Here is a 19,769-nt window from a genome sequence, read left to right on the forward strand (position 1 = left end):
CCCCTTCGGGGACGGCGTTTGAGCGCCACCCGAAGACTATCTGAAAATGGTTCCCATTAGCTAGAGGGTCCGGACCCGCCGGCTCCTCGGGTCAGAGGGCGAGCCCGGTCAGGACCAGGACGCGCTCGTAGGTGTAGTCCTCCATCGCGAAGCGCACGCCCTCGCGTCCCACGCCGGACTGCTTGGCGCCGCCGTACGGCATCTGGTCGGCGCGGTAGGAGGGCACGTCGCCGACGACGACACCGCCGACCTCCAGCGCGCGGTGGGCGCGGAAGGCGGCCTGGACGTCGTGCGTGAACACGCCCGCCTGAAGGCCGTACTTGGAGGAGTTGACGGCCGCGAAGGCCTCACTCTCGCCGTGCACCTTCTGCACGGTGAGGACCGGCCCGAAGACCTCCTCGCAGGCGATCTTGGTGTCCGCCGGTACGTCGGTGAGGACGGTCGGCGCGTAGGAGGCGCCGTCGCGCTTGCCGCCCGCAAGGAGCGAGGCGCCGGCCGCGACGGCCTCGTCCACCCATGTCTCGACACGCTTGGCCGCGTCCTCGCTGACCAGCGGCCCGACGTCGGTCGTGGCGTCGGACGGGTCGCCGGTGACCTGGGCCTCGACGGCGGCGACGATGCGCGGCAGCAGCCGGTCGTGGACGGAGGCGTCCACGATGACCCGCTGCACGGAGATGCAGGACTGGCCGCCCTGGTAGTTGGAGAAGGTCGCGATGCGGGTCGCCGCCCAGTCGAGGTCGGCGTCGCTCGCGTAGTCGCCGAGGACGACGGCCGCGCCGTTGCCGCCCAGCTCCAGAGTGCAGTGCTTGCGCGGCACCGAGTCCATGATCGCGTAGCCGACCTTCTCGGAGCCGGTGAAGGAGATGACCGGCAGCCGCTCGTCCTGGACGAGGGCGGGCATGCGGTCGTTGGCGACCGGCAGGATGCTCCAGGAACCGGCGGGCAGCGCGCTCTCGGCGAGCAGCTCGCCGATGACCAGACCGGACAGCGGGGTCGCCGGGGCGGGCTTCAGGATGATCGGCACGCCGGCCGCGATCGCCGGGGCGATCTTGTGGGCGCACAGGTTCAGCGGGAAGTTGAACGGCGCTATGCCGAGCACCACGCCCTTGGGGAAGCGCCGGGTGAGGGCGAGCCGGCCCTGACCGCCGAGGTCGGTGTCGAGGCGCTGGGCCTCGCCGCCGTTGAACCGCCGGGCCTCCTCGGCGGCGAACCGGAACACGGAGACCGCGCGCCCGACCTCGCCGCGCGCCCACTTGACCGGCTTGCCGTTCTCCGCGGAGATGAGCTGCGCGATCTCCTCGGTGCGCTCGACGAGGCGACGGCTCACCCGGTCGAGGGCGGCGGCGCGGACGTGGGCGGGGGTGGCGGCGAACTCGTCCCGTACGGCGTACGCGGCGGCCACGGCCTCCTCGACCTGCGCGTCGGTCGGCACGCTCACCTTGCCGACGAGGCGGCCGTCCCACGGGGAGGTGACGTCGAAGGTGTCCTCGCCGGTGACCTGGCGGCCGGCGAGCCAGAAGGCGTGGGTGCCCCCCACGTTCTTTTCCTGGGGCATATGCGAGTCCCGGCCCTTCCGCTTAGGGGGTGTCCTGTGGTTTCCGTGCTCCACGGTAGGGGCGGGGAGCACGGGGGTCGCTTGTCCGAGTCGTACGGGTGGACGGCGGCGGTGCGCCGGTTTGGCACGGTGGGTCCTGCTCCCGTGCCGGGCGCCGGGCCAGGAAGAGCCGGAGCGCACCGAGCAGCACCGTGCACAGGCACCAGCTCGCCACGACGTCCAGCGGCCAGTGGTATCCCCGCCGGACCAGCCCGAACGAGACGGCCAGGACGAGCAGAGCGCCCATGGCGACGGCCGCCCGGCGGGCGAGTGCCGTGCGCAGCCACGGCAGCAGGATCATCACCGCCGAGCCGTAGGCGATCGCCGCCGTCGCCGTGTGCCCGGAGGGGTAGTAGCCGGTGGCCGGCGGCACGGCGGGCGTGCCGGGCCGGTCGGTCCATTCCTTCAGCGGGACGATGATCAGCGGCACCAGCGCGATCAGTGCGACGGCGGCGGCGGGCGGCATCCACCAGCGTGCGTCGCCGGCCGCTCTCCCCCGCCAGGCCGCATACGTCGCGGCCAGCAGCAGGACGGGCACCGCGACCTGCACGCTGCCCAGGTCGGACAGCAGCTCGGAGGCCCGGTCGGGGTGCACGAGGGCACGGCTGAGGCGCTCGTCCAGGCGCAGGAGGGGCCCGCCGGCGGCGACCTGCCAGGTGATCAGCACGAAGAGCAGGGTGGGCAGGCCCAGCAGAGTCTGCGGGCGGACGCGGAACGACATGGGCCCCAGCTTGTCAGGAGCCGTCGCCTTCGTGGACGTGTCGCAGACTGCACGAAAAAAGACCCCGGAACGAATCCGGGGCCTGCTTTCGTGCGCTGCGTGAGAGTCCGTGGTCGGTGCGAGAGAAGGAGGTCGGCCACCCCGGAACAGGGGGGGTGGTTCCGGGGTGGCCGTCCGGACCGGAAACGCCGGCCGCCCCGGGGGGTTTGGGGCGGGCGACCGTCCGATCGGTGTGGAGATCCGAAGCCGGAAGCTCCGGTTGTGTGCGCGAGGGCACGACCAGGTCGAAGCTGGGGAGGCCCCGGCCTGGGTTCCGCCCACAGTCCCCTGTGGGCGGGGTGTATCTCTCATCTCGGTAGAACCTACGGCAGGGGCAGGCGGTACGACAGGCCCCATTCCGTCCCGCCATCCTCCCCGCACACCTTCTTCACACCCTCTGCGGCCGGTGGGAATCAGCTGTGCGACGTCCGGGCTCAGATGCGCGCGAAAGCCTGCTCGATGATGTCGAGGCCCTCGGCGAGGAGATCCTCGCCGATGACCAGCGGGGGCAGGAAGCGCAGCACGTTGCCGTAGGTGCCACAGGTCAGGACCAGCAGGCCCTCCTGGTGGCAGGCCTTGGCGAGCGCGGCCGTGGCCTCGGCGTTCGGCTCCTTCGTCGTACGGTCCTTGACCAGCTCGATGGCGATCATCGCGCCGCGGCCCCGGATGTCGCCGATGATGTCGAACTTCTCGGCCATGGCGGTGAGGCGGGACTTCATCGTCGCCTCGATTCGCTTCGCCCGGGCGTTGAGGTCGAGTTCCTTCATCGTCTCGATGGAGCCCAGCGCACCGGCGCAGGCGACCGGGTTGCCGCCGTAGGTGCCGCCGAGACCGCCCGCGTGCGCGGCGTCCATGATCTCGGCGCGGCCGGTGACGGCGGCGAGCGGCAGCCCGCCCGCGATGCCCTTGGCCGTGGTGATCAGGTCCGGGACGATGCCCTCGTCCTCACAGGCGAACCACTGGCCGGTGCGGCAGAAGCCCGACTGGATCTCGTCGGCGACGAAGACGATGCCGTTGTCGGACGCGAACTTGCTGAGGGCCGGCAGGAAGCCCTTGGCGGGCTCGATGAAGCCGCCCTCGCCGAGCACCGGCTCGATGATGATCGCGGCCACGTTGTCCGGACCGACCTGCTTGGTGATCTGGTCGATGGCCTGCGCGGCGGCCTCGGGGCCCGCGTTCTCGGCACCGGTGGGCCAGCGGTAGCCGTAGGCGACCGGGACCCGGTAGACCTCGGGGGCGAACGGGCCGAAGCCGTGCTTGTACGGCATGTTCTTCGCGGTCAGGGCCATGGTGAGGTTGGTCCGGCCGTGGTAGCCGTGGTCGAAGACGACGACCGCCTGGCGCTTGGTGTAGGCGCGGGCGATCTTGACGGCGTTCTCGACGGCCTCGGCGCCGGAGTTGAACAGCGCAGACTTCTTGGCGTGGTCGCCCGGGGTGAGCTCGGCGAGGGCCTCGGCGACCGCCACATAGCCCTCGTAGGGGGTGACCATGAAACAGGTGTGGGTGAAGTCGGCGAGCTGGGCGGCGGCCCGGCGCACAACGGCCTCGGCGGAGGCGCCGACGGAGGTCACGGCGATGCCGGAGCCGAAGTCGATCAGGCGGTTGCCGTCGACGTCCTCGATGATGCCGCCGCCCGCGCGCGCGGTGAAGACAGGGAGCACCGAACCCACCCCGGCCGCGACTGCGGCGGTACGGCGGGCCTGCAGTTCCTGCGACTTCGGGCCGGGGATGGCGGTGACGACGCGGCGCTCCTGCGGAAGGGCGGTCATGAGGGGCTCCTGTGGTTCTGCGAACGGGGGGAACGGGGGGAACGGGGCGTTGCGGACGCTTGCCTTCTTTTCTCGCAGGCTAGGGCGGGGAACGGAGGGTGGGCATGCTCCATGTGGGCGGTGTCGGCGAGGCCGCTTGTCCGCCGTGGACAGTGCCGGCGACGGCGCCCTGGACGGTGATCGTCGCGGGCCCGGCCGTGTAAGCGGTGAACTCCCCTTGCGGGCGCGTTAGATTGACTCGCTGATGGTGGACGGAACGGCTGGTCAGGGGGCAGGGGCGATGGACAGCGACGGGACGCAGGACGCGCGGGGCACGCATGCGAATCCCGTGCCGCGCCCGGCGGGGCCGCCGCGGGCGCCCTCGACGCCGCCGCGGCCGGCCCGGGCGCCGGGTGTCCCACCTGCGCCGGAACATGCGCCGCCGGCCTCGTCCGCCGTCGCCGAGTGGCTCGACGAGGAGCGGCCCGCCGCGAAGCCCGGCATCTGGCGCTTCGGGTACCGGCTGCCGAAGGCGGCGCGGGCGACGGTGGAGCGGCTCGCGCCCGTCACTGTCGTCGGCATGCTGGTTCCGCTGGTGGTGGCGCTGGTCGCGTGGTCGCTGTGGCGGCGGGGCAGCATGCCGTACCAGTTCACTTTGCTGCGGTTGTTCACCCCGGACGGCTGGTGGTGGGGCGGCACGATCGCCTCCCCGAAGACGATGGAGGGCGCCGAGGCGCGGGTCGTCTACGACGGGGTGTTCTTCGCCGTCCTCGTCTACGCCATGGGCCGGCTGGGCAGCTGGCCGCACGCCGTACGCCACTTCGTGGGCCGCCGCCCGCAGCCCGCCCGGGCCCTGCTCGCCCTGCTCGGCGCGCTCACCACGCTGAGCTTCGTCTTCCCCGACGCCTTCGGGGTCGGCTGGGACGCGCTGCCGGTCGTCGACCCGCTGTTCTCGCTCATCGTGCTGATCTCCGGCAGCTACGAGCTGTTCGCCTCCCCCCTGTTCACGAACGCGCTGTACGCGGTCATCACGCTGCTCGTGGTGTGGCCGTTCGCCCGGTTCGGCGGCTGGTTGCCGTATCTGAAGGAACGGCGCACCTCCCGTGAGCGCCCGGCGGCCGCCCCTGCCGCGGAGCGGCCCCGCGCCCAGTGGCCCGAACTGCGGGACGCCGGGCAGTATGAGGCGGCCGACCTGCTGACCGGTGAGGTGGCCGCCGGGCGGATGAACGACGTCGACTGCACGCGGGTGCGGCGAGCCTGGACGGCGGGGGTGCCCGACTTCCGGGAGACCGTGCTGCGCCACGGCGGGGCGGCCTGGACGCACCCCTCCGGCGCCCGCGACCTGCCCCGGCGCACCGCCCGCCACGATCTGCTCGCCGGACAGGTGCGCATCGGCCGCTGGGTGGCCGCCGAGCGCACGCCGACGACGTACCACGACGCGGGCGCCGCGCTCGGCCCGGACGTGCTGGGCACCTCGCTGCTGGCGGTCGGGCCGTCCGGCTCGGGCAAGACGCGCACGCTGATCGAGCCGCTGACCGAGGCGCTGGCCCTGCAGGCACTCACCGGGTCGTGCGCCGTCGTCGCGGTGTCCTCGCCCGGCGGCGGGCCGCTCGGCGCCGACTCCGCGTTCGACGTGATCGTCCGGATCGGCGATCCGTCGTCCGTGCACGACCTCGACCCCTACGCCGAGTCCGACGACCCGGACGAGGCCGCCGCGATCCTCGCCGAGGCGCTGGTCGGCGATCTCGACACGGTGAGCGGCCAGGGCGCGGCCACCGCGCTCGCCCAGCTGCTCGGCCCGTACCGGAGCGTGCACGGCTGCTTCCCCACCCTCCCCGAGCTGCGCGAACTGCTGGAGGGCGAGCCGGGCGCGCTGGCCGCGCTGCGGACGGCGGTGGCCGGGGACGAGATGATGCGCCGTGAGCTGGAGGCGCGCATCCGGCAGACGGGCACGCCGGGCGACGCCGGCCGGGCCCTCGCCGACCGGCTGGCGCTGCTGAACCGGCCGGTGTTCGCGGAGTTCTTCGGCGCGGGCGGCAACGCGCACCGGGCGTTCTCGCTGCGCGCCGTCGCCCATCACCCGCTGCGGGTCCGCGTCGACCTGCCCGAGCGGGGTCACGAGGAGGCCGCCCGGCTGATCACCCGGCTGGTCCTCGCCCAGTTCCACACCGTCGTACGGGAGCGGCGCGACCACTTCGCCTGTCTGGTCCTGGACGACGCGACGGGGGCGGTCACCGACGGCTCGGTGCGCCGGCTGCAGCGGCTGCGCTCGCAGAACGCGGGCGTGGTGCTGGCCCTGCGTACGATCGGCGACGTCCCCGAGGCGCTGCACGGGCCGCTGTACGGGGCCGTCGGCTGCCGGATGGCGTTCTGCGGCATCACCACCTGGGACGGCAGCAGGTTCGCGCAGACCTGGGGCACCGAGTGGGTGGAGACCACGGAGGTCGCCAAGCACACCGTCTTCGCCGACCAGCCGATGACCCGCGCCATCCACGCCCTGCGCAAGCTGGTGACCGGCAAGGCGGTGACCACGGACGCGGTGACCGTGCGCCAGGTCGAGCGGGAGCGGTGGTCGGCGTCGCGGCTGGCGCACGAGGTGCCGCCCGGGCACGCGGTGCTGTCCCTGACGAGCGTGGCGGGCGAGCACGCGCCGCCGCTGCTGGTGGACCTGCGGTCCGTACAGTGAGGCAGAATCGGGGGAGGCCGTTCATACGCGGCGGACAAAAGATCACCTCACCCCTCGCTGTCGTTCGCTCTCCGACCTGAAGGCCCCATGCCTCCCACGCTCGCCTCGCTCGTCCACCACTCCGCGCTGAAGCTGACCGTGCGGGCGGGCGAGGACCGTCTGGATGTGCCGGTGCGCTGGGCGCACGTCAGCGAACTCGCGGACCCCGTGCCGTACATGGAGGGCGGGGAGCTGCTGCTGATCACCGCGCTCAAGTTGGACGCGGAGGACCCGCAGGCCATGCGGCGCTATGTGAAGCGGCTTGCCAAGGCCGGGGTGGTCGGGCTGGGCTTCGCCGTCGGCGTCGCCTACGAGGAGATCCCGAAGGCGCTGGTGGACGCGGCCGAGGAGGAGGGCCTGCCGCTGCTGGAGGTACCACGCCGCACTCCGTTCCTCGCGATCAGCAAGGCGGTGTCGGCGGCGATCGCGGCCGACCAGTACCGGGCGGTGACGGACGGGTTCGCGGCCCAGCGCGAGCTGACGAAGCAGGCGCTGACGGACGGCCCGCAGGGGCTGCTCGGGGCGCTCGCCGCCCAGGTGGACGGGTGGGCGGCGCTGTACGACGCCTCGGGCGCCGTCGTGGCGGCCGCGCCGGAGTGGGCGGGCCGGCGGGCCGCGCGGCTCACGACGGAGGTGGAGCGGCTGCGGGAGCGGCCGGCGCCGGCCTCGGCGGTCGTCGGGGGCGCCGGCGGCCCGGAGCGCTCCGGGTCCGACGAGCGCTACGACGACCGGGTCGAACTGCACTCCCTGGGCACCGGTCGGCGCCCGCGCGCCGCGCTCGCCGTCGGCACGGCGTCGGCTCTCGGCACGGCCGAACGGTACGCCGTCCACTCGGCGATCGCGCTGCTCACCCTCGCCACGGAACGCTCCCGCCCGTTGCAGGAGGCGCAGCAGCGGATCGGCGCTGCGGTGCTGCGCATGCTGCTGGCGGGCGAACCGGACCATGCGCGCGCCGTCGCCGGGGACCTGTACGGCGACCTGCTCGACGCCCCGTTCCGGGTGATCGTCGCCGAGCCGGCACCGGCCGCCCGGGCGCACGCCGAGCGTCAGGGGCGCGGGCCCGCGACGACGGCGGCGGACGGGCCGGCCGAGGGGCGTGGGCAGGCGCGCGGTTCGGTCGACGCCCGGCCGGCGGTCGGCGCCGAGACGGCCCAGGATCCTTTCGGCGGTCTCACCGAAGTCGTCGAGTCGGCGGCCGCGCGGGCCGGGGAGGCCGTGCTCGTGGTGCCCCAGGGCGAGCAGCTGGTGGCGCTGGCCACGGACGGGGGCGCGGCCGTGGCGGCGTGCGCGCGGTACGCGGCGTCGCTGGAGGCGAGGCGCGGGACCGGCGAGGGCGTGGACGAGGACGAGCTGGTCGTCGGCCTGTCGGCGCCGGCCGGCCCGATCGCGGCGGCAGCGGCGTACAAGCAGGCCCAGCAGGCGCTGTCGGTGGCGCGGCGCCGCGGCCGGGTCTTCGTGGAGCATGAGCAGCTCGCCGCGGGCTCCGTGCTGCCCCTCCTCGCGGACGACGCGGTGAAGGCGTTCGCGGACGGCCTGCTGCGCGCCCTGCACGAGCACGACGCGACCGGCCGCGGCGATCTGGTGGCCTCCCTGCGGGCCTGGCTCTCCCGCCACGGCCAGTGGGACGCGGCGGCGGCCGACCTGGGCGTCCACCGGCACACCCTGCGCTACCGGATGCGGCGGGTGGAGGAGATCCTCGGGCGTTCGCTGGACGACCCGGACGTCCGGATGGAGCTGTGGCTGGCGCTGAAGGCCACGACATCGGAGTAGGACGGTCGCGGTCCGTCCTCGAGTTGATCGTGATCAGCCGAACAGCTGGGAACCGAGCGGGTGTTGCCGGTCGAAGCCGGGGAGGATCATGAATGTCGCGCCGGCGGTTGTGGTGGTGAAGGGCAGCAGCGCGTCGGAGGTGTCCATGTGGGTGAGGGTGGCGGTGAAGGTCCGCAGCTCGTTCTGGAAGCTGATGAAGAGCAGGCCGGGGGGGCTCGTCGGTGCCGTAGGAGCAGCGGAGCATGAGGCCGACCCCGACCACGGTGGAGTGCGCTCTTCATTACGCGGGTTCCGGCGCCCCGTAGGAGTGAACCGGCTCGCACCCCGTCAGCAGGGGTCAGCTGTCGAAGCCCAGACCCAGTCGGTCCATCGTCCTCAGCCACAGGTTGCGGCGGCCGGCGTGTGCGTCGGCGCGGGCCAGGGACCATTTGGTGAGGGCGATGCCCGTCCAGGCGAACGGCTCGGGCGGGAAGGGCAGCGGCTTCTTGCGGACCATCGCCAGGGACGTCCGCTCGGTGGCCTCCCCCGCCAGCAGGTCCAGCATCACCTCGGCGCCGAACCGGGTGGCCCCCACGCCCAGGCCGGTGTAGCCGGCTGCGTACGCCACCTTGCCCTGGTGGGCCGTGCCGAAGAACGCCGAGAAGCGCGAGCAGGTGTCGATCGCGCCGCCCCACGCGTGCGTGAAGCGGACGCCCTCCAACTGCGGGAAGCAGCCGAAGAAATGACCGGCGAGCTTGGCGTAGGTCTCCGGCCGGTCGTCGTACTCGGCGCGCACCCGGCCACCGTACGGGTAGATCGCGTCGTAGCCGCCCCAGAGGATGCGGTTGTCCGCGGACAGGCGGAAGTAGTGGAACTGGTTGGCGCTGTCCCCGAGGCCCTGACGGTTCTTCCAGCCGACCGAGTCGAGCTGTTCGGCGGTCAGCGGTTCGGTCATCAGCGCGTAGTCGTAGACAGGGACGGTGTACGCCCGCACCCGCCTGACCAGGTTCGGGAAGATGTTCGTGCCGAGGGCGACCTGCCGGGCGCGGACCGACCCGTAGGGGGTGCGTACGGCCATTCCCGCGCCGTACGGCTTCAGGTCCAGGGCGGGGGTGTGCTCGTAGACGCGGACGCCGAGGCGGGCGCAGGCCTGTTTCAGGCCCCAGGCCAGTTTGGCGGGGTGGAGCATGGCCACGCCCCGACGGTCGTACAGGCCCGCCTCGAAGGTGGGCGAGGCGACCTGCTCGCGGACCGCGTCCGCGTCGAGGAACTCCAGGCCCTCGGCGAGGCCCTTGCGGTCGAGTTCCTCGTACCAGTCGCGCAGCTCCCACGCCTGGTACGTCTGCGTCGCGACATCGATCTCACCGGTGCGCTCGAAGTCGCAGTCGATGCCGTGCCGGGCGATCGCCGACTCGATCTCGTCGAGGTTGCGCCCGCCCAGCTCCTGCAGCCGGTGGATCTCGTCGGGCCAGCGGGCCAGCCCGTTGGGCAGCCCGTGGGTGAGGGAGGCCGCGCAGAAGCCTCCGTTGCGGCCCGAGGCGGCCCAGCCCACCTCGCGGCCCTCCAGCAGCACCACGTCCCGCCGCGGCTCGCGCTCCTTGGCGACGAGCGCGGTCCACAGTCCGCTGTAGCCGCCGCCGACGACCAGCAGGTCGCAGGTCTCGGCGTCGGTGAGCGCGGGCTCGGGGTGGGGCTTGCCGGGGTCTTCCAGCCAGTACGGGACCGGCTGGGCGTCGGAAAGAGAAGTGATCCACCGGTTCATGGCGCTTGGGGCCATGATTTCAACTCCCTACAGAGCTTTATGCCTTTTGTTTGCGGCGGCGGTTTCCGATGACCATCGACATCAGGACGAACAGTACGGCGACGAGGAACATGGCCGTGCCGATGACGTTGATCTGAACGGGCGTTCCACGCTGGGCCGAACCCCAGACGAACATGGGGAAGGTGACGGTCGAGCCCGCGTTGAAATTGGTGATGATGAAATCGTCGAAGGAGAGCGCGAAGGCGAGCAGCGCACCCGCGGCGATTCCGGGGGCCGCGATGGGCAGGGTGACGCGCAGGAAGGTCTGCGCCGGTCCGGCGTAGAGGTCCTGGGCGGCCTGTTCCAGGCGCGGGTCCATCGACATGACGCGCGCCTTGACGGCCGTCACGACGAAGCTGAGGCAGAACATGATGTGCGCGATGAGGATCGTCCAGAATCCCAACTGTGCACCCAGGTTGAGGAACAGGGTGAGCAGCGAGGCCGCCATGACGACTTCGGGCATCGCCATGGGCAGGAAGATCAGCGAGTTGACGGCGCCCCGCGCGCGGAAGCGGTAGCGCACCAGCGCGAAGGCGATCATCGTGCCGAGGACCGTGGCGCCGATGGTCGCCCAGATCGCGATCCGGAGGCTGAGCGAGAGCGAGCCGCACAGCCCGGCGACCCCGCACGGGTCCTTCCATGCGTCCGTGGAGAACTGCTGCCACTGGTAGTTGAAGCGGCCCTTCGGTTTGTTGAAGGAGAACACCGTGACCACGATGTTCGGCAGCAGGAGATAGCCGAGCGTGAGAAGTCCCGCGATGACCACGAAATGGCGCTTGAGCCAGTTGACGAAGGGCATTTAGACCAGATCCTCCGTCCCGGACCTGCGAATGTAGAAGGTGACCATGAGCAGGATCGCGGCCATGAGAATGAAGGAGAGGGCAGCGGCCGTCGGATAGTCCAGCACGCGCAGGAACTGCGTCTGGATGACGTTTCCGATCATGCGGGTGTCGGTCGAGCCGAGGAGTTCGGCATTGACGTAGTCGCCGGCGGCCGGGATGAAGGTGAGCAGCGTGCCGGAGACCACGCCCGGCATCGACAGCGGGAAGGTGACCTTGCGGAAGGTGGTGACCGGCCTGGCGTACAGGTCGCCCGCGGCCTCGTGGAGACGCCCGTCGATGCGCTCCAGCGAGGTGTAGAGCGGCAGGATCATGAACGGCAGGAAGTTGTACGTCAGACCGCAGACCACCGCGAGCGGTGTGGCGAGGACGCGGTCCCCCGCGGTCCAGCCGAGCCAGCTGGTGACGTCCAGGACGTGCAGCGTGTTGAGGGCGCCGACGACCGGGCCGCCGTCCGCGAGGATCGTCTTCCAGGCGAGGGTGCGGATCAGGAAGCTGGTGAAGAACGGCGCGATCACCAGGATCATGATCAGGTTCCGCCAGCGGCCCGCGCGGAAGGCGATCAGATAGGCCAGCGGGTAGCCCAGCACCAGACACAGGATCGTGGCCGCGCCCGCGTAGAGGACGGAGCGCAGGAACTGCGGCCAGTACTCGCTCAGCGCGTCCCAGTAGGTGGCGAAGTGCCAGGTGACCTTGTAGCCGTTCTCCAGGGAGCCCGTCTGCACGGACGTGGAGGCCTGGTAGATCATCGGCAGCGCGAAGAACACGAAGAGCCAGAGCAGCCCGGGCAGCAGCAGCCAGTACGGCGTGAGGCGCCCGCGCCTGCGGGGCGGCTTCTGCTCGGGAGCCGTGGGGGTGAGAGGCGGGGGCGCCTCGGCGAGTGTCGCCATGTCAGACCGCCGCCTCTTCCTGGATGCCCGCGTCGATGTCCTGGGACGCGTCCAGGCCGAAGGTGTGGGCCGGACTCCAGTGCAGGACGACGTCGGCGCCGGGGATCAGCCGGGCGTCGCGGTCGATGTTCTGGGCGTAGACCTCGAACTCGGGGCAGACCGCGCTGTCGATGACGTACTGGGTGGAGACGCCGATGAACGAGGAGTTGGCGATCTTCCCGGTGATGCGGTTGCGGCCCTCGGGGATCTCGCCCGCGTCGTCGGCGTGGGTGAGGGAGATCTTCTCCGGACGGACGCCGACCAGCACCCTGCCGCCGGTCGACGTGGGCGCGGCGCAGCGCGCCACGGGCAGCACCAGCTTGCCGCCGCCCGCCTTCAGGACGATGTCGTCGCCGCTCTTGGCGTCGACCTCCGCCTCGATCAGGTTCGACGTGCCGAGGAAGTTGGCGACGAAGGTGGTGTTCGGGTTCTCGTAGAGGTCGGTCGGCGAGCCGAGCTGTTCGACGCGGCCCGCGTTCATCACGGCGACCGTGTCGGCCATCGTCATGGCCTCCTCCTGGTCGTGCGTGACGTGCACGAAGGTGATGCCGACCTCGGTCTGGATGCGCTTGAGCTCCAACTGCATCTGGCGGCGCAGCTTGAGGTCGAGGGCGCCGAGGGGCTCGTCGAGGAGGAGCACCTTGGGGTGGTTGATGAGAGCGCGGGCCACGGCCACGCGCTGCTGCTGACCGCCGGAGAGCTGGTGCGGCTTCTTGCGGGCCTGCTCGCCGAGCTGGACGAGCTCCAGCATGTCCTCGACCTGCTTCTTCACGCTCTTGATGCCGCGTCGGCGCAGGCCGAAGGCGACGTTCTCGAAGATGTCGAGATGCGGGAAGAGGGCGTAGGACTGGAAGACGGTGTTCACCGGGCGCTTGTACGGCGGGAGGGCCGTGACGTCCTGGTCGCCGAGGTGGACCGTCCCGGAGGAAGGTTCCTCCAGGCCGGCGATCATGCGCAGGGTGGTGGTCTTGCCGCAGCCGGAGGCGCCGAGCAGGGCGAAGAAGGAGCCCTGGGGGACGGTCAGGTCGAGCGGGTGGACGGCGGTGAAGGAGCCGTAGGTCTTGCCGATGCCGGCCAGGCGGACGTCGCCGCTGCCGTTGTCCGTTGTCTTCATCGTCGTCACGCCCCAGTGAGCTTCGCGAACTTTGCTTCGTAGGCGGTCTCTTCCTTCGAGCTCAGGGAGCGGAAGGAGTGGGATCTCGCCTGCATGGCCTTGTCGGGGATGATCAGCGGGTTGTTCGCCGCATCCGCGTCGATCTTCGCAAGGGCGTCCTTCACTCCGTCGACGGGACAGACGTAGTTGATGTAGGCGGCGAGTTCGGCGGCCGGCTCCGGCTCGTAGTAGTAGTCCATGAGCCGCTCGGCGTTCGTCTTGTGGCGCGCCTTGTTGGGGATCAGCATGTTGTCGCTGGACGTCAGATAGCCGGTGTCGGGGATGACGAAGTCGACGTCGGGGCTGTCCGCCTTGAGCTGGACGACGTCACCGGCCCACGCGAGGCAGGCCGCGAAGTCGCCGCTGGTGATGTCGGACGTGTAGTCGTTGCCGGTGAAGCGGCGGATCTGGCCGCTGTCGACGGCCTTCTGCAGGCGGGCGATGGCCGCGTCGTAGTCGTCGTCGGTGAACTTCGCCGGGTCCTTGCCCATGTCCAGCAGCGTCATGCCCATGCTGTCGCGCATCTCGGTGAGGAAGCCGACGCGGCCCTTCAGCTTGGGATTGTCGAGCAGGTCGGAGACCGACTTCACCTCGACGCCGTCCAGCGCCTTCTTGTTGTAGGCGATGACGGTGGAAATGCCCTGCCAGGGATAGGAGTAGGCCCGGCCCGGGTCCCAGTCGGGGCTGCGGAACTGCTGCGACAGGTTGGCGTAGGCGTGCGGGAGGTGGGAGGCGTCCAGTTTCTGGACCCACCCGAGGCGGATGAGGCGGGCGGCCAGCCAGTCGGTGAGGACGATGAGGTCGCGGCCGGTGTCCTGGCCCGCGGCGAGCTGCGGCTTGATCTTGCCGAAGAACTCGTTGTTGTCGTTGATGTCCTCGGTGTACTTGACCTTGATGCCGGTGCGTTTGGTGAAGGCGTCGAGCGTGGGGTGGTGCTTGCCGCTGTCGTCGACGTCCATGTACTCGGTCCAGTTGGAGAAGTTCACGGTCTTCTCCTGCGCCGAGTGGTCCTCGGCGGACGTGCCGCCCCCGGACTTGCCGGCCGCGGGAATCCCGCAGGCGCTCAGTGCGCCGAGGCCGCCGAGGGTGAGCACGCCTCCGGCGGAGGCGCGCAGCAGCGACCGGCGGGTCATGGCCGCCCTGCCGTTGCGGAAACTGCGCCGTATGGCGGCCACCTGGGCCGGGCTCAGGCGGTCGGGCTCGTACTGCTCCATGCGCGTGGTGCCCTTTCGGGAGGTCCGGCCGTGGTCGGCGGCCGTTCGTCGTCGCTTGTCAGTCGTCGCTTACGCGTCCCCGAAGACGGTGCGGTGCCAGGGCTTCCGAACCACCGCCGTGTTATCGAACATAACGTGCTTGATCTGGGTGTACTCCTCGAACGAGTACGCCGACATGTCCTTGCCGAAGCCGGACGCCTGGTAGCCGCCGTGCGGCATCTCGCTGATGATCGGAATGTGGTCGTTGATCCACACGCACCCGGCCTTGATCTCGCGTGTCGCCCGGTTCGCCCGGTAGACGTCCCGGCTCCACGCGGAGGCCGCGAGCCCGTACGGGGTGTCGTTGGCGAGCGCGATGCCCTCGTCGTCGCTGTCGAACGGCAGGACGACCAGGACCGGCCCGAAGATCTCGGACTGGACGATCTCGCTGTCCTGGGCCGCGTCCGCGATCAGCGTGGGCAGATAGTAGGCGCCGTTCTTGAGCTCGCCCTGCGGGGCCTCGCCGCCGGTCACCACGCGCGCGTAGGCACGCGCCCGGTCGACGAAGGCCGCGACCCGGTCACGCTGGGCGTGCGAGACCAGCGGGCCGAGGTCGGTGCCGGGGGCGAAGGGGTCGCCGAGCCGGACGGTCTCCATCAGGGCGGCCGTCCGCTCGACGAACGCCTCGTAGAGGGGCCGCTGCACGTACGCGCGCGTGGCGGCCGTGCAGTCCTGTCCGGTGTTGATGAGCGCGCCCGCGACCGCGCCGTTGGCGGCGGCCTCCAGGTCGGCGTCGTCGAAGACGACGAAGGGTGCCTTGCCGCCCAGCTCCAGGTGGAGTCGCTTGACGGTCGCGGTGGCGAGCTCGGCGACGCGCTTGCCGACGGCGGTGGAGCCGGTGAAGGAGGTCATGGCGACATCGGGGTGTCCGACGAGGTGTTCGCCCGCCTCCTTCCCGGTCCCGTTGACGATGTTGACGACACCGTCGGGCAGGCCGGCCTCCGTCGCCGCCCAGGCGAAGAGGAGCGAGGTGAGCGGGGTGAGCTCGGCGGGCTTGAGCACGATGGTGTTGCCCGCGGCGATCGCCGGGAGGATCTTCCAGGCGGCCATCTGGAGGGGGTAGTTCCAGGGGGCGATGGAGCCGACGACGCCGATGGGCTCTCGGCGGACGTAGGAGGTGTGGTCACCGGAGTACTCGCCCGCGGACTGGCCCGCGAGATGGCGGGCGGCGCCGCCGAAGAAGGCGGTGTTGTCGATCGTCCCCGGGACGTCGAACTGACGGGTCAGCTTCAGCGGTTTGCCGCATTGGAGGGACTCGGCGCGGGCGAATTCCTCCGCTCGGTCGGCGAGGACGGCGGCCAGGCGGTGCAGGGCGTCCGAACGCTCGCCCGGCGTGGCGCCGGACCAGCCCGGGAAGGCGGCGCGGGCGGCGGCGACGGCCGCGTCCACGTCGTCGGCACTCGCCAGCGTGTAGGTGAAGACCTCCTCGCCGGTCGCGGGGTCGATCACGGCGTGGGTCCGGCCGGACGTGCCGTGGGTGAGACGGCCTCCGATGTACTGAGCGCCGTCCGCGAAACGTTCCTGTGCGGGGAACCGGTCCTGCATGTCGCTCTCCTCCGCCTTCGCCCCGCTCTGCGCGAGAGCGGGTGGCGTAGCTCCGGCCTGATTTGATTGCCGATCCTGACAGAGCAAGGGCACCCCAACAAGTGATTCCGTTGTTGCCTTTTGGTTACGCGACGGAATCTGTCGACCGGGGGCGACCAGGTGCCGAGTCGAGACGGAAAATGCGGGACACGGTGTCGGTGGCCCCTGCGATGCTGGCGTGCATGGAGACGATCGACGGCCGGGACGCCCTGGTCAGGGCGGCCCGAGCGGGGGCGAGGATCAAGTACCTGCACTTCTGGGGACACCGGCCGAGGCCGGACGGCCAGGTGGGGCCGAGCTGTCTGAGCCAGTGGTGGCCGTCACCGTTCGTGGTCGACGGGGTCACGTATGCGACGGCCGAGCACTGGATGATGGCCGGGAAGGCGCGACTTTTCGAAGACGCGGAGGCGGAGCGACGGGCGCTGGCCGCCAGGTCTCCCGCCCAGGCGAAGAAGGAGGGGCGGCTGGTGCGCGGCTTCGACGAGGCGGTCTGGGAGCGGGAGCGGTTCCCGATCGTGGTCGAGGGCAGCGTCCACAAGTTCGCCTCGGACACAGGACTGCGGGCGTTCCTGCTGGGCACCGGCGAGCGGGTGCTGGTGGAGGCGAGCCCCATGGACCGCGTGTGGGGCATCGGCCTGACGGCGGACGACGAGGCCGCGATGAACCCGGAGCGCTGGCGAGGCCTGAACCTCCTTGGCTTCGCCCTGATGCAGGCGAGAGAGCGGCTGAGAGCACAAGCCTGACCCACCCCCCCCCCCCCCCGGCACCTGCCCGCCCCACCCGACTCCCCGCCCGATCCGCCCAGGACCAGCCGACACCTCCCCGGACCTCCCGGGCGCCTGGCCGTCCTGCCGGGGCCTGCGCCCGGTCCAGCCGAGGCCTGGCCGGTCCAGCCGGACCTGCGCCGGGCCTGCCGGGTCCTGTGTCTAGTTGACGCTCAAGCGACTCCCTGGCCCCCGCCGGGGGCGGGCACACGGGCCGGGCCGTCGGCTTGCAGAAGGTGGTCGGGCAGTACCGACAGCAGGTGCGGCCACCAAGTGGGATGTGCTCGCAGCAGGTGGCGCAGGACCGGGCTGTTCTCAACGGTTTGGCGGCAGTAGTCCGTCCACGGGCCGGCGCTGCCGCTCTCAGGGACGCGCTCGTGTACATGCACACCGCTGCTCATCACATCGTCGTTCGCCGACACGGCCGCCACGACATTGCTCACCTTGGCCTGCTCAACGGCCACGCGCGTCTGCTCCCCGGCCGCCTTCGTCTGTCTGGCCAGGTAGAGCATCGACCACCCGTTCACGCAGAATGCCAGTGCCGCAACTAACGCGCCTATAGCTTCTGCCGACATGCCACCCCCGTCTCGCAATGCGTGCAAAAACAGTATCGCGAGGTCTCGACGGGCTCCACGGTCTCCAACTCCAAGGCCACATCGGCCGCCTGACGGGTTTGATGGCGAGGTCGTCTCCCGCCTCAGGGGGCCACGATCACCAGGACGCCCAGGCCGATGGCCAGGACGATGCCTGCGGCTCCGCAGATGATGCCGGCCAGTGCCTGGCCGGGGTTGGAGGCCTCGCCGCGTTTGGCCTTGCCGCGGCCGACCGCGCCGAAGACGACGCCCAGGATGCCGAGGACGATCGCCACCGGCCACAGGCAGAAGACGACGGCCGAGATGATCCCGAGCACGAGCCCGGCGACGCCCATGCCGTTGCTCTCCCCGGCCCCGTGCCCGGCCCAGCCGTAGGGACCGGGAGCGCCACCCCCGTAGTGGGGGTGGGAGGGGTAGCCGTAGCCGCCGGGATAGCCGTACGGGATCTGTCCTGGCCCGTCGGGTGCGATCGGCGGCGGGGGGACCGCACCGCCCTGCGCGGGAGGCGCGAAGGGGTTGGGCGGCGGACCGCCGGCGGCGGTGGCCGGGTCGGGCGGCGGGAACGACCCGAGCGGACCGTTCGCCTGCGGACGGCCGAAGGCGCCGTCCGAGGGCAGCGAGCTGGCCGTCCCCCGGTCGTGGACGAACGGCGGGAAGGGGGTGGAAGCCAGGGGTTCGTTCGCGGCGACGGTGTGGCCTGGGCCGCTCTGCGCGCCGTCGCCCGGGGCGGCCCAGGGGTTCGGCGCGACCGGAGAGCCACCGGCAGCACCGGCAGCGCTGTCCGTGGAGCCCGAGTCCGTCGTGTCCCTGTGCGTCGGGCCCGAGTCCGTCGCGTTCTTGCCCAACGACACCCTGGGAACCGCGTCCTGCGGACCGGCTGCCTCGGCGTCACCGGCCGGAGTCGGCGCGTCGTCGGACATGCGTGGATCCCCCTCTTGTCACCCTCTGCCAAGCGTGCGCGTTCCGTCATCCGAACACCGTTCCGTCCCGCGTACGCTCCGTCATGCTACGGCCCACAGCTCGGGGATGTGGGCGACGGGCACGGGAGAGCGCCGCCTACGATGATCCCGACTCATCGATCAGCCGATCACCCGCGTCCCGTCAGGCCCGCTCGGCCCGGGGCGCCGTCCCTGGGGAGGACCCCATGACCGACCGTTTCGACGCCGCCGCGACCCCCGGCTCCCCCGGCTCCCCCGTCTCCGGTGTGCCCGCCGGTCCCACCGCGCCCGCCGTGGCCGGCGCCCGCGACCTGCACGCCTTCATCGCCGGGCTGCCCAAGGCCGAACTGCACGTCCACCACGTCGGCTCCGCCTCCCCTCGCATCGTCTCCGAGCTGGCCGCCCGGCACCCCGACTCCAAGGTGCCCACCGACCCCGAGGCCCTGGTCGACTACTTCACGTTCACGGACTTCGCCCACTTCATCGAGGTGTACCTGTCGGTCGTCGACCTCATCCGCACCCCGGAGGACGTCCGGCTGCTGACGTACGAGGTCGCCCGGGACCTGGCCCGCCAGCAGGTGCGGTACGCCGAGCTGACCATCACCCCGTTCTCCTCTACCCGGCGCGGCATCGACGAACGGGCCTTCATGGACGCGATCGAGGACGCCCGCAAGGCGGCCGAGGCGGAGTTCGGGACCGTGCTGCGCTGGTGCTTCGACATCCCCGGCGAGGCCGGCCTGGAAGCCGCCGAGGAGACGACGCGACTCGCCACCGACGACCGGATCCGCCCGGAGGGGCTGGTCTCCTTCGGGCTGGGCGGCCCCGAGGTCGGCGTGCCGCGCCCGCAGTTCAAGCCGTACTTCGACCGGGCGATCGCCGCCGGCCTGCGCTCGGTGCCGCACGCCGGCGAGACCACCGGCCCCGAGACGGTGTGGGACGCGCTGACCCACCTGCGCGCCGAACGCATCGGCCACGGCACCAGTTCCGCGCAGGACGGAAAGCTGCTCGCGCATCTCGCCGAGCACCGCATCGCCCTGGAGGTGTGCCCCACCTCGAACATCGCCACCCGCGCGGTCCGCACCCTCGACGAGCACCCGATCAAGGAGTTCGTGAAGGCCGGCGTCCTCGTCACGATCAACTCCGACGACCCCCCGATGTTCGGCACCGACCTGAACAACGAGTACGCGGTCGCGGCCCGACTCCTCGACCTCGACGAGCGCGCGCTCGCCGACCTCGCCGCCAACGCCGTCGAGGCGTCCTTCCTGGACGAGGCCGGGAAGGGACGGCTCAGGGACGAGATCGACGCCTACACGGCGGAGTGGCTCGCTCCCTGACGTCA

15 protein-coding genes and 1 pseudogene are annotated in these 19,769 nt (G+C 71.4%); 4 read left to right on the forward strand and 12 right to left on the reverse strand.

Features of this window, described 5'->3' with window-relative positions; genetic code table 11:
• Window positions 1-91: 91 nt before the first annotated feature.
• The 3 genes from B5557_RS12420 to gabT all read right to left on the reverse strand — a co-directional run bounded on the left by B5557_RS12420 (window position 92) and on the right by gabT (window position 4,123).
• Complete coding sequence (locus B5557_RS12420) at window positions 92-1,537, reverse strand: aldehyde dehydrogenase family protein (RefSeq protein WP_107472585.1); 1,446 nt, start codon at window positions 1,535-1,537, stop codon at window positions 92-94.
• A 40-nt stretch (window positions 1,538-1,577) separates the two neighbouring features.
• Window positions 1,578-2,315, reverse strand: coding sequence for a phosphatase PAP2 family protein (locus B5557_RS12425; protein WP_079659182.1), 738 nt, complete (start codon window positions 2,313-2,315; stop codon window positions 1,578-1,580).
• A gap of 473 nt (window positions 2,316-2,788) precedes the next feature.
• A complete protein-coding gene (gene gabT, locus B5557_RS12430) occupies window positions 2,789-4,123 on the reverse strand; it encodes a 4-aminobutyrate--2-oxoglutarate transaminase (protein ID WP_079659183.1) in 1,335 nt (444 codons plus the stop codon).
• A gap of 280 nt (window positions 4,124-4,403) precedes the next feature.
• Between gabT and B5557_RS12435 the strand changes: the two genes are divergently transcribed.
• Both B5557_RS12435 and B5557_RS12440 read left to right on the forward strand, forming a co-directional pair.
• Complete coding sequence (locus B5557_RS12435) at window positions 4,404-6,788, forward strand: ATP/GTP-binding protein (RefSeq protein ID WP_079659184.1); 2,385 nt, start codon at window positions 4,404-4,406, stop codon at window positions 6,786-6,788.
• An 87-nt stretch (window positions 6,789-6,875) separates the two neighbouring features.
• Window positions 6,876-8,597, forward strand: coding sequence for a PucR family transcriptional regulator (locus B5557_RS12440; protein WP_079659185.1), 1,722 nt, complete (start codon window positions 6,876-6,878; stop codon window positions 8,595-8,597).
• A gap of 33 nt (window positions 8,598-8,630) precedes the next feature.
• On the opposite strand, the pseudogene B5557_RS12445 reads toward B5557_RS12440, so the two are convergent.
• The 7 genes and pseudogenes from B5557_RS12445 to B5557_RS12475 form a co-directional block, all read right to left on the reverse strand.
• Window positions 8,631-8,874 (reverse strand): annotated as a pseudogene (locus B5557_RS12445) (Dyp-type peroxidase); the annotation flags it as partial.
• Between the two features lie 60 nt (window positions 8,875-8,934).
• On the reverse strand, window positions 8,935-10,353 hold the full coding sequence (locus B5557_RS12450) for an NAD(P)/FAD-dependent oxidoreductase (RefSeq protein ID WP_079659186.1): 1,419 nt from the start codon (window positions 10,351-10,353) through the stop codon (window positions 8,935-8,937).
• Window positions 10,354-10,375: 22 nt separating this feature from the next.
• Window positions 10,376-11,176 carry an ABC transporter permease gene (locus B5557_RS12455; RefSeq protein ID WP_079659187.1) on the reverse strand — a complete coding sequence of 267 codons (801 nt, stop codon included), beginning with the start codon at window positions 11,174-11,176 and terminating at the stop codon, window positions 10,376-10,378.
• Complete coding sequence (locus B5557_RS12460; RefSeq protein ID WP_079659188.1) at window positions 11,177-12,106, reverse strand: ABC transporter permease; 930 nt, start codon at window positions 12,104-12,106, stop codon at window positions 11,177-11,179. It lies immediately after the preceding gene.
• Between the two features lies 1 nt (window position 12,107).
• Window positions 12,108-13,268 carry an ABC transporter ATP-binding protein gene (locus B5557_RS12465; RefSeq protein ID WP_079659189.1) on the reverse strand — a complete coding sequence of 387 codons (1,161 nt, stop codon included), beginning with the start codon at window positions 13,266-13,268 and terminating at the stop codon, window positions 12,108-12,110.
• Window positions 13,265-14,512 carry an ABC transporter substrate-binding protein gene (locus B5557_RS12470; protein WP_079659190.1) on the reverse strand — a complete coding sequence of 416 codons (1,248 nt, stop codon included), beginning with the start codon at window positions 14,510-14,512 and terminating at the stop codon, window positions 13,265-13,267. Before B5557_RS12470 ends, B5557_RS12465 begins: the two co-directional genes overlap by 4 nt.
• 69 nt (window positions 14,513-14,581) lie before the next feature.
• On the reverse strand, window positions 14,582-16,096 hold the full coding sequence (locus B5557_RS12475) for a gamma-aminobutyraldehyde dehydrogenase (protein ID WP_079659191.1): 1,515 nt from the start codon (window positions 16,094-16,096) through the stop codon (window positions 14,582-14,584).
• A 221-nt stretch (window positions 16,097-16,317) separates the two neighbouring features.
• On the opposite strand from B5557_RS12475, the gene B5557_RS12480 reads away from it, so the two are divergent.
• Window positions 16,318-16,878 (forward strand): NADAR family protein, encoded by a 561-nt coding sequence (locus B5557_RS12480; protein ID WP_079664748.1) that lies wholly within the window; start codon window positions 16,318-16,320, stop codon window positions 16,876-16,878.
• 194 nt (window positions 16,879-17,072) lie between these two features.
• On the opposite strand, the gene B5557_RS12485 is transcribed toward B5557_RS12480, so the two are convergent.
• Together B5557_RS12485 and B5557_RS42805 are read right to left on the reverse strand one after the other, a co-directional pair.
• Complete coding sequence (locus B5557_RS12485; protein WP_079659192.1) at window positions 17,073-17,411, reverse strand: hypothetical protein; 339 nt, start codon at window positions 17,409-17,411, stop codon at window positions 17,073-17,075.
• 185 nt (window positions 17,412-17,596) lie between these two features.
• Window positions 17,597-18,412 carry a DUF4190 domain-containing protein gene (locus tag B5557_RS42805; RefSeq protein WP_107472587.1) on the reverse strand — a complete coding sequence of 272 codons (816 nt, stop codon included), beginning with the start codon at window positions 18,410-18,412 and terminating at the stop codon, window positions 17,597-17,599.
• A gap of 224 nt (window positions 18,413-18,636) precedes the next feature.
• On the opposite strand from B5557_RS42805, the gene B5557_RS12495 reads away from it, so the two are divergent.
• Complete coding sequence (locus B5557_RS12495) at window positions 18,637-19,764, forward strand: adenosine deaminase (RefSeq protein WP_231976341.1); 1,128 nt, start codon at window positions 18,637-18,639, stop codon at window positions 19,762-19,764.
• The last annotated feature ends 5 nt before the right edge of the window (window positions 19,765-19,769 follow it).

Source organism: Streptomyces sp. 3214.6 (genome assembly GCF_900129855.1).
GTDB classification, from domain to species: Bacteria; Actinomycetota; Actinomycetes; order Streptomycetales; family Streptomycetaceae; genus Streptomyces; species Streptomyces soliscabiei.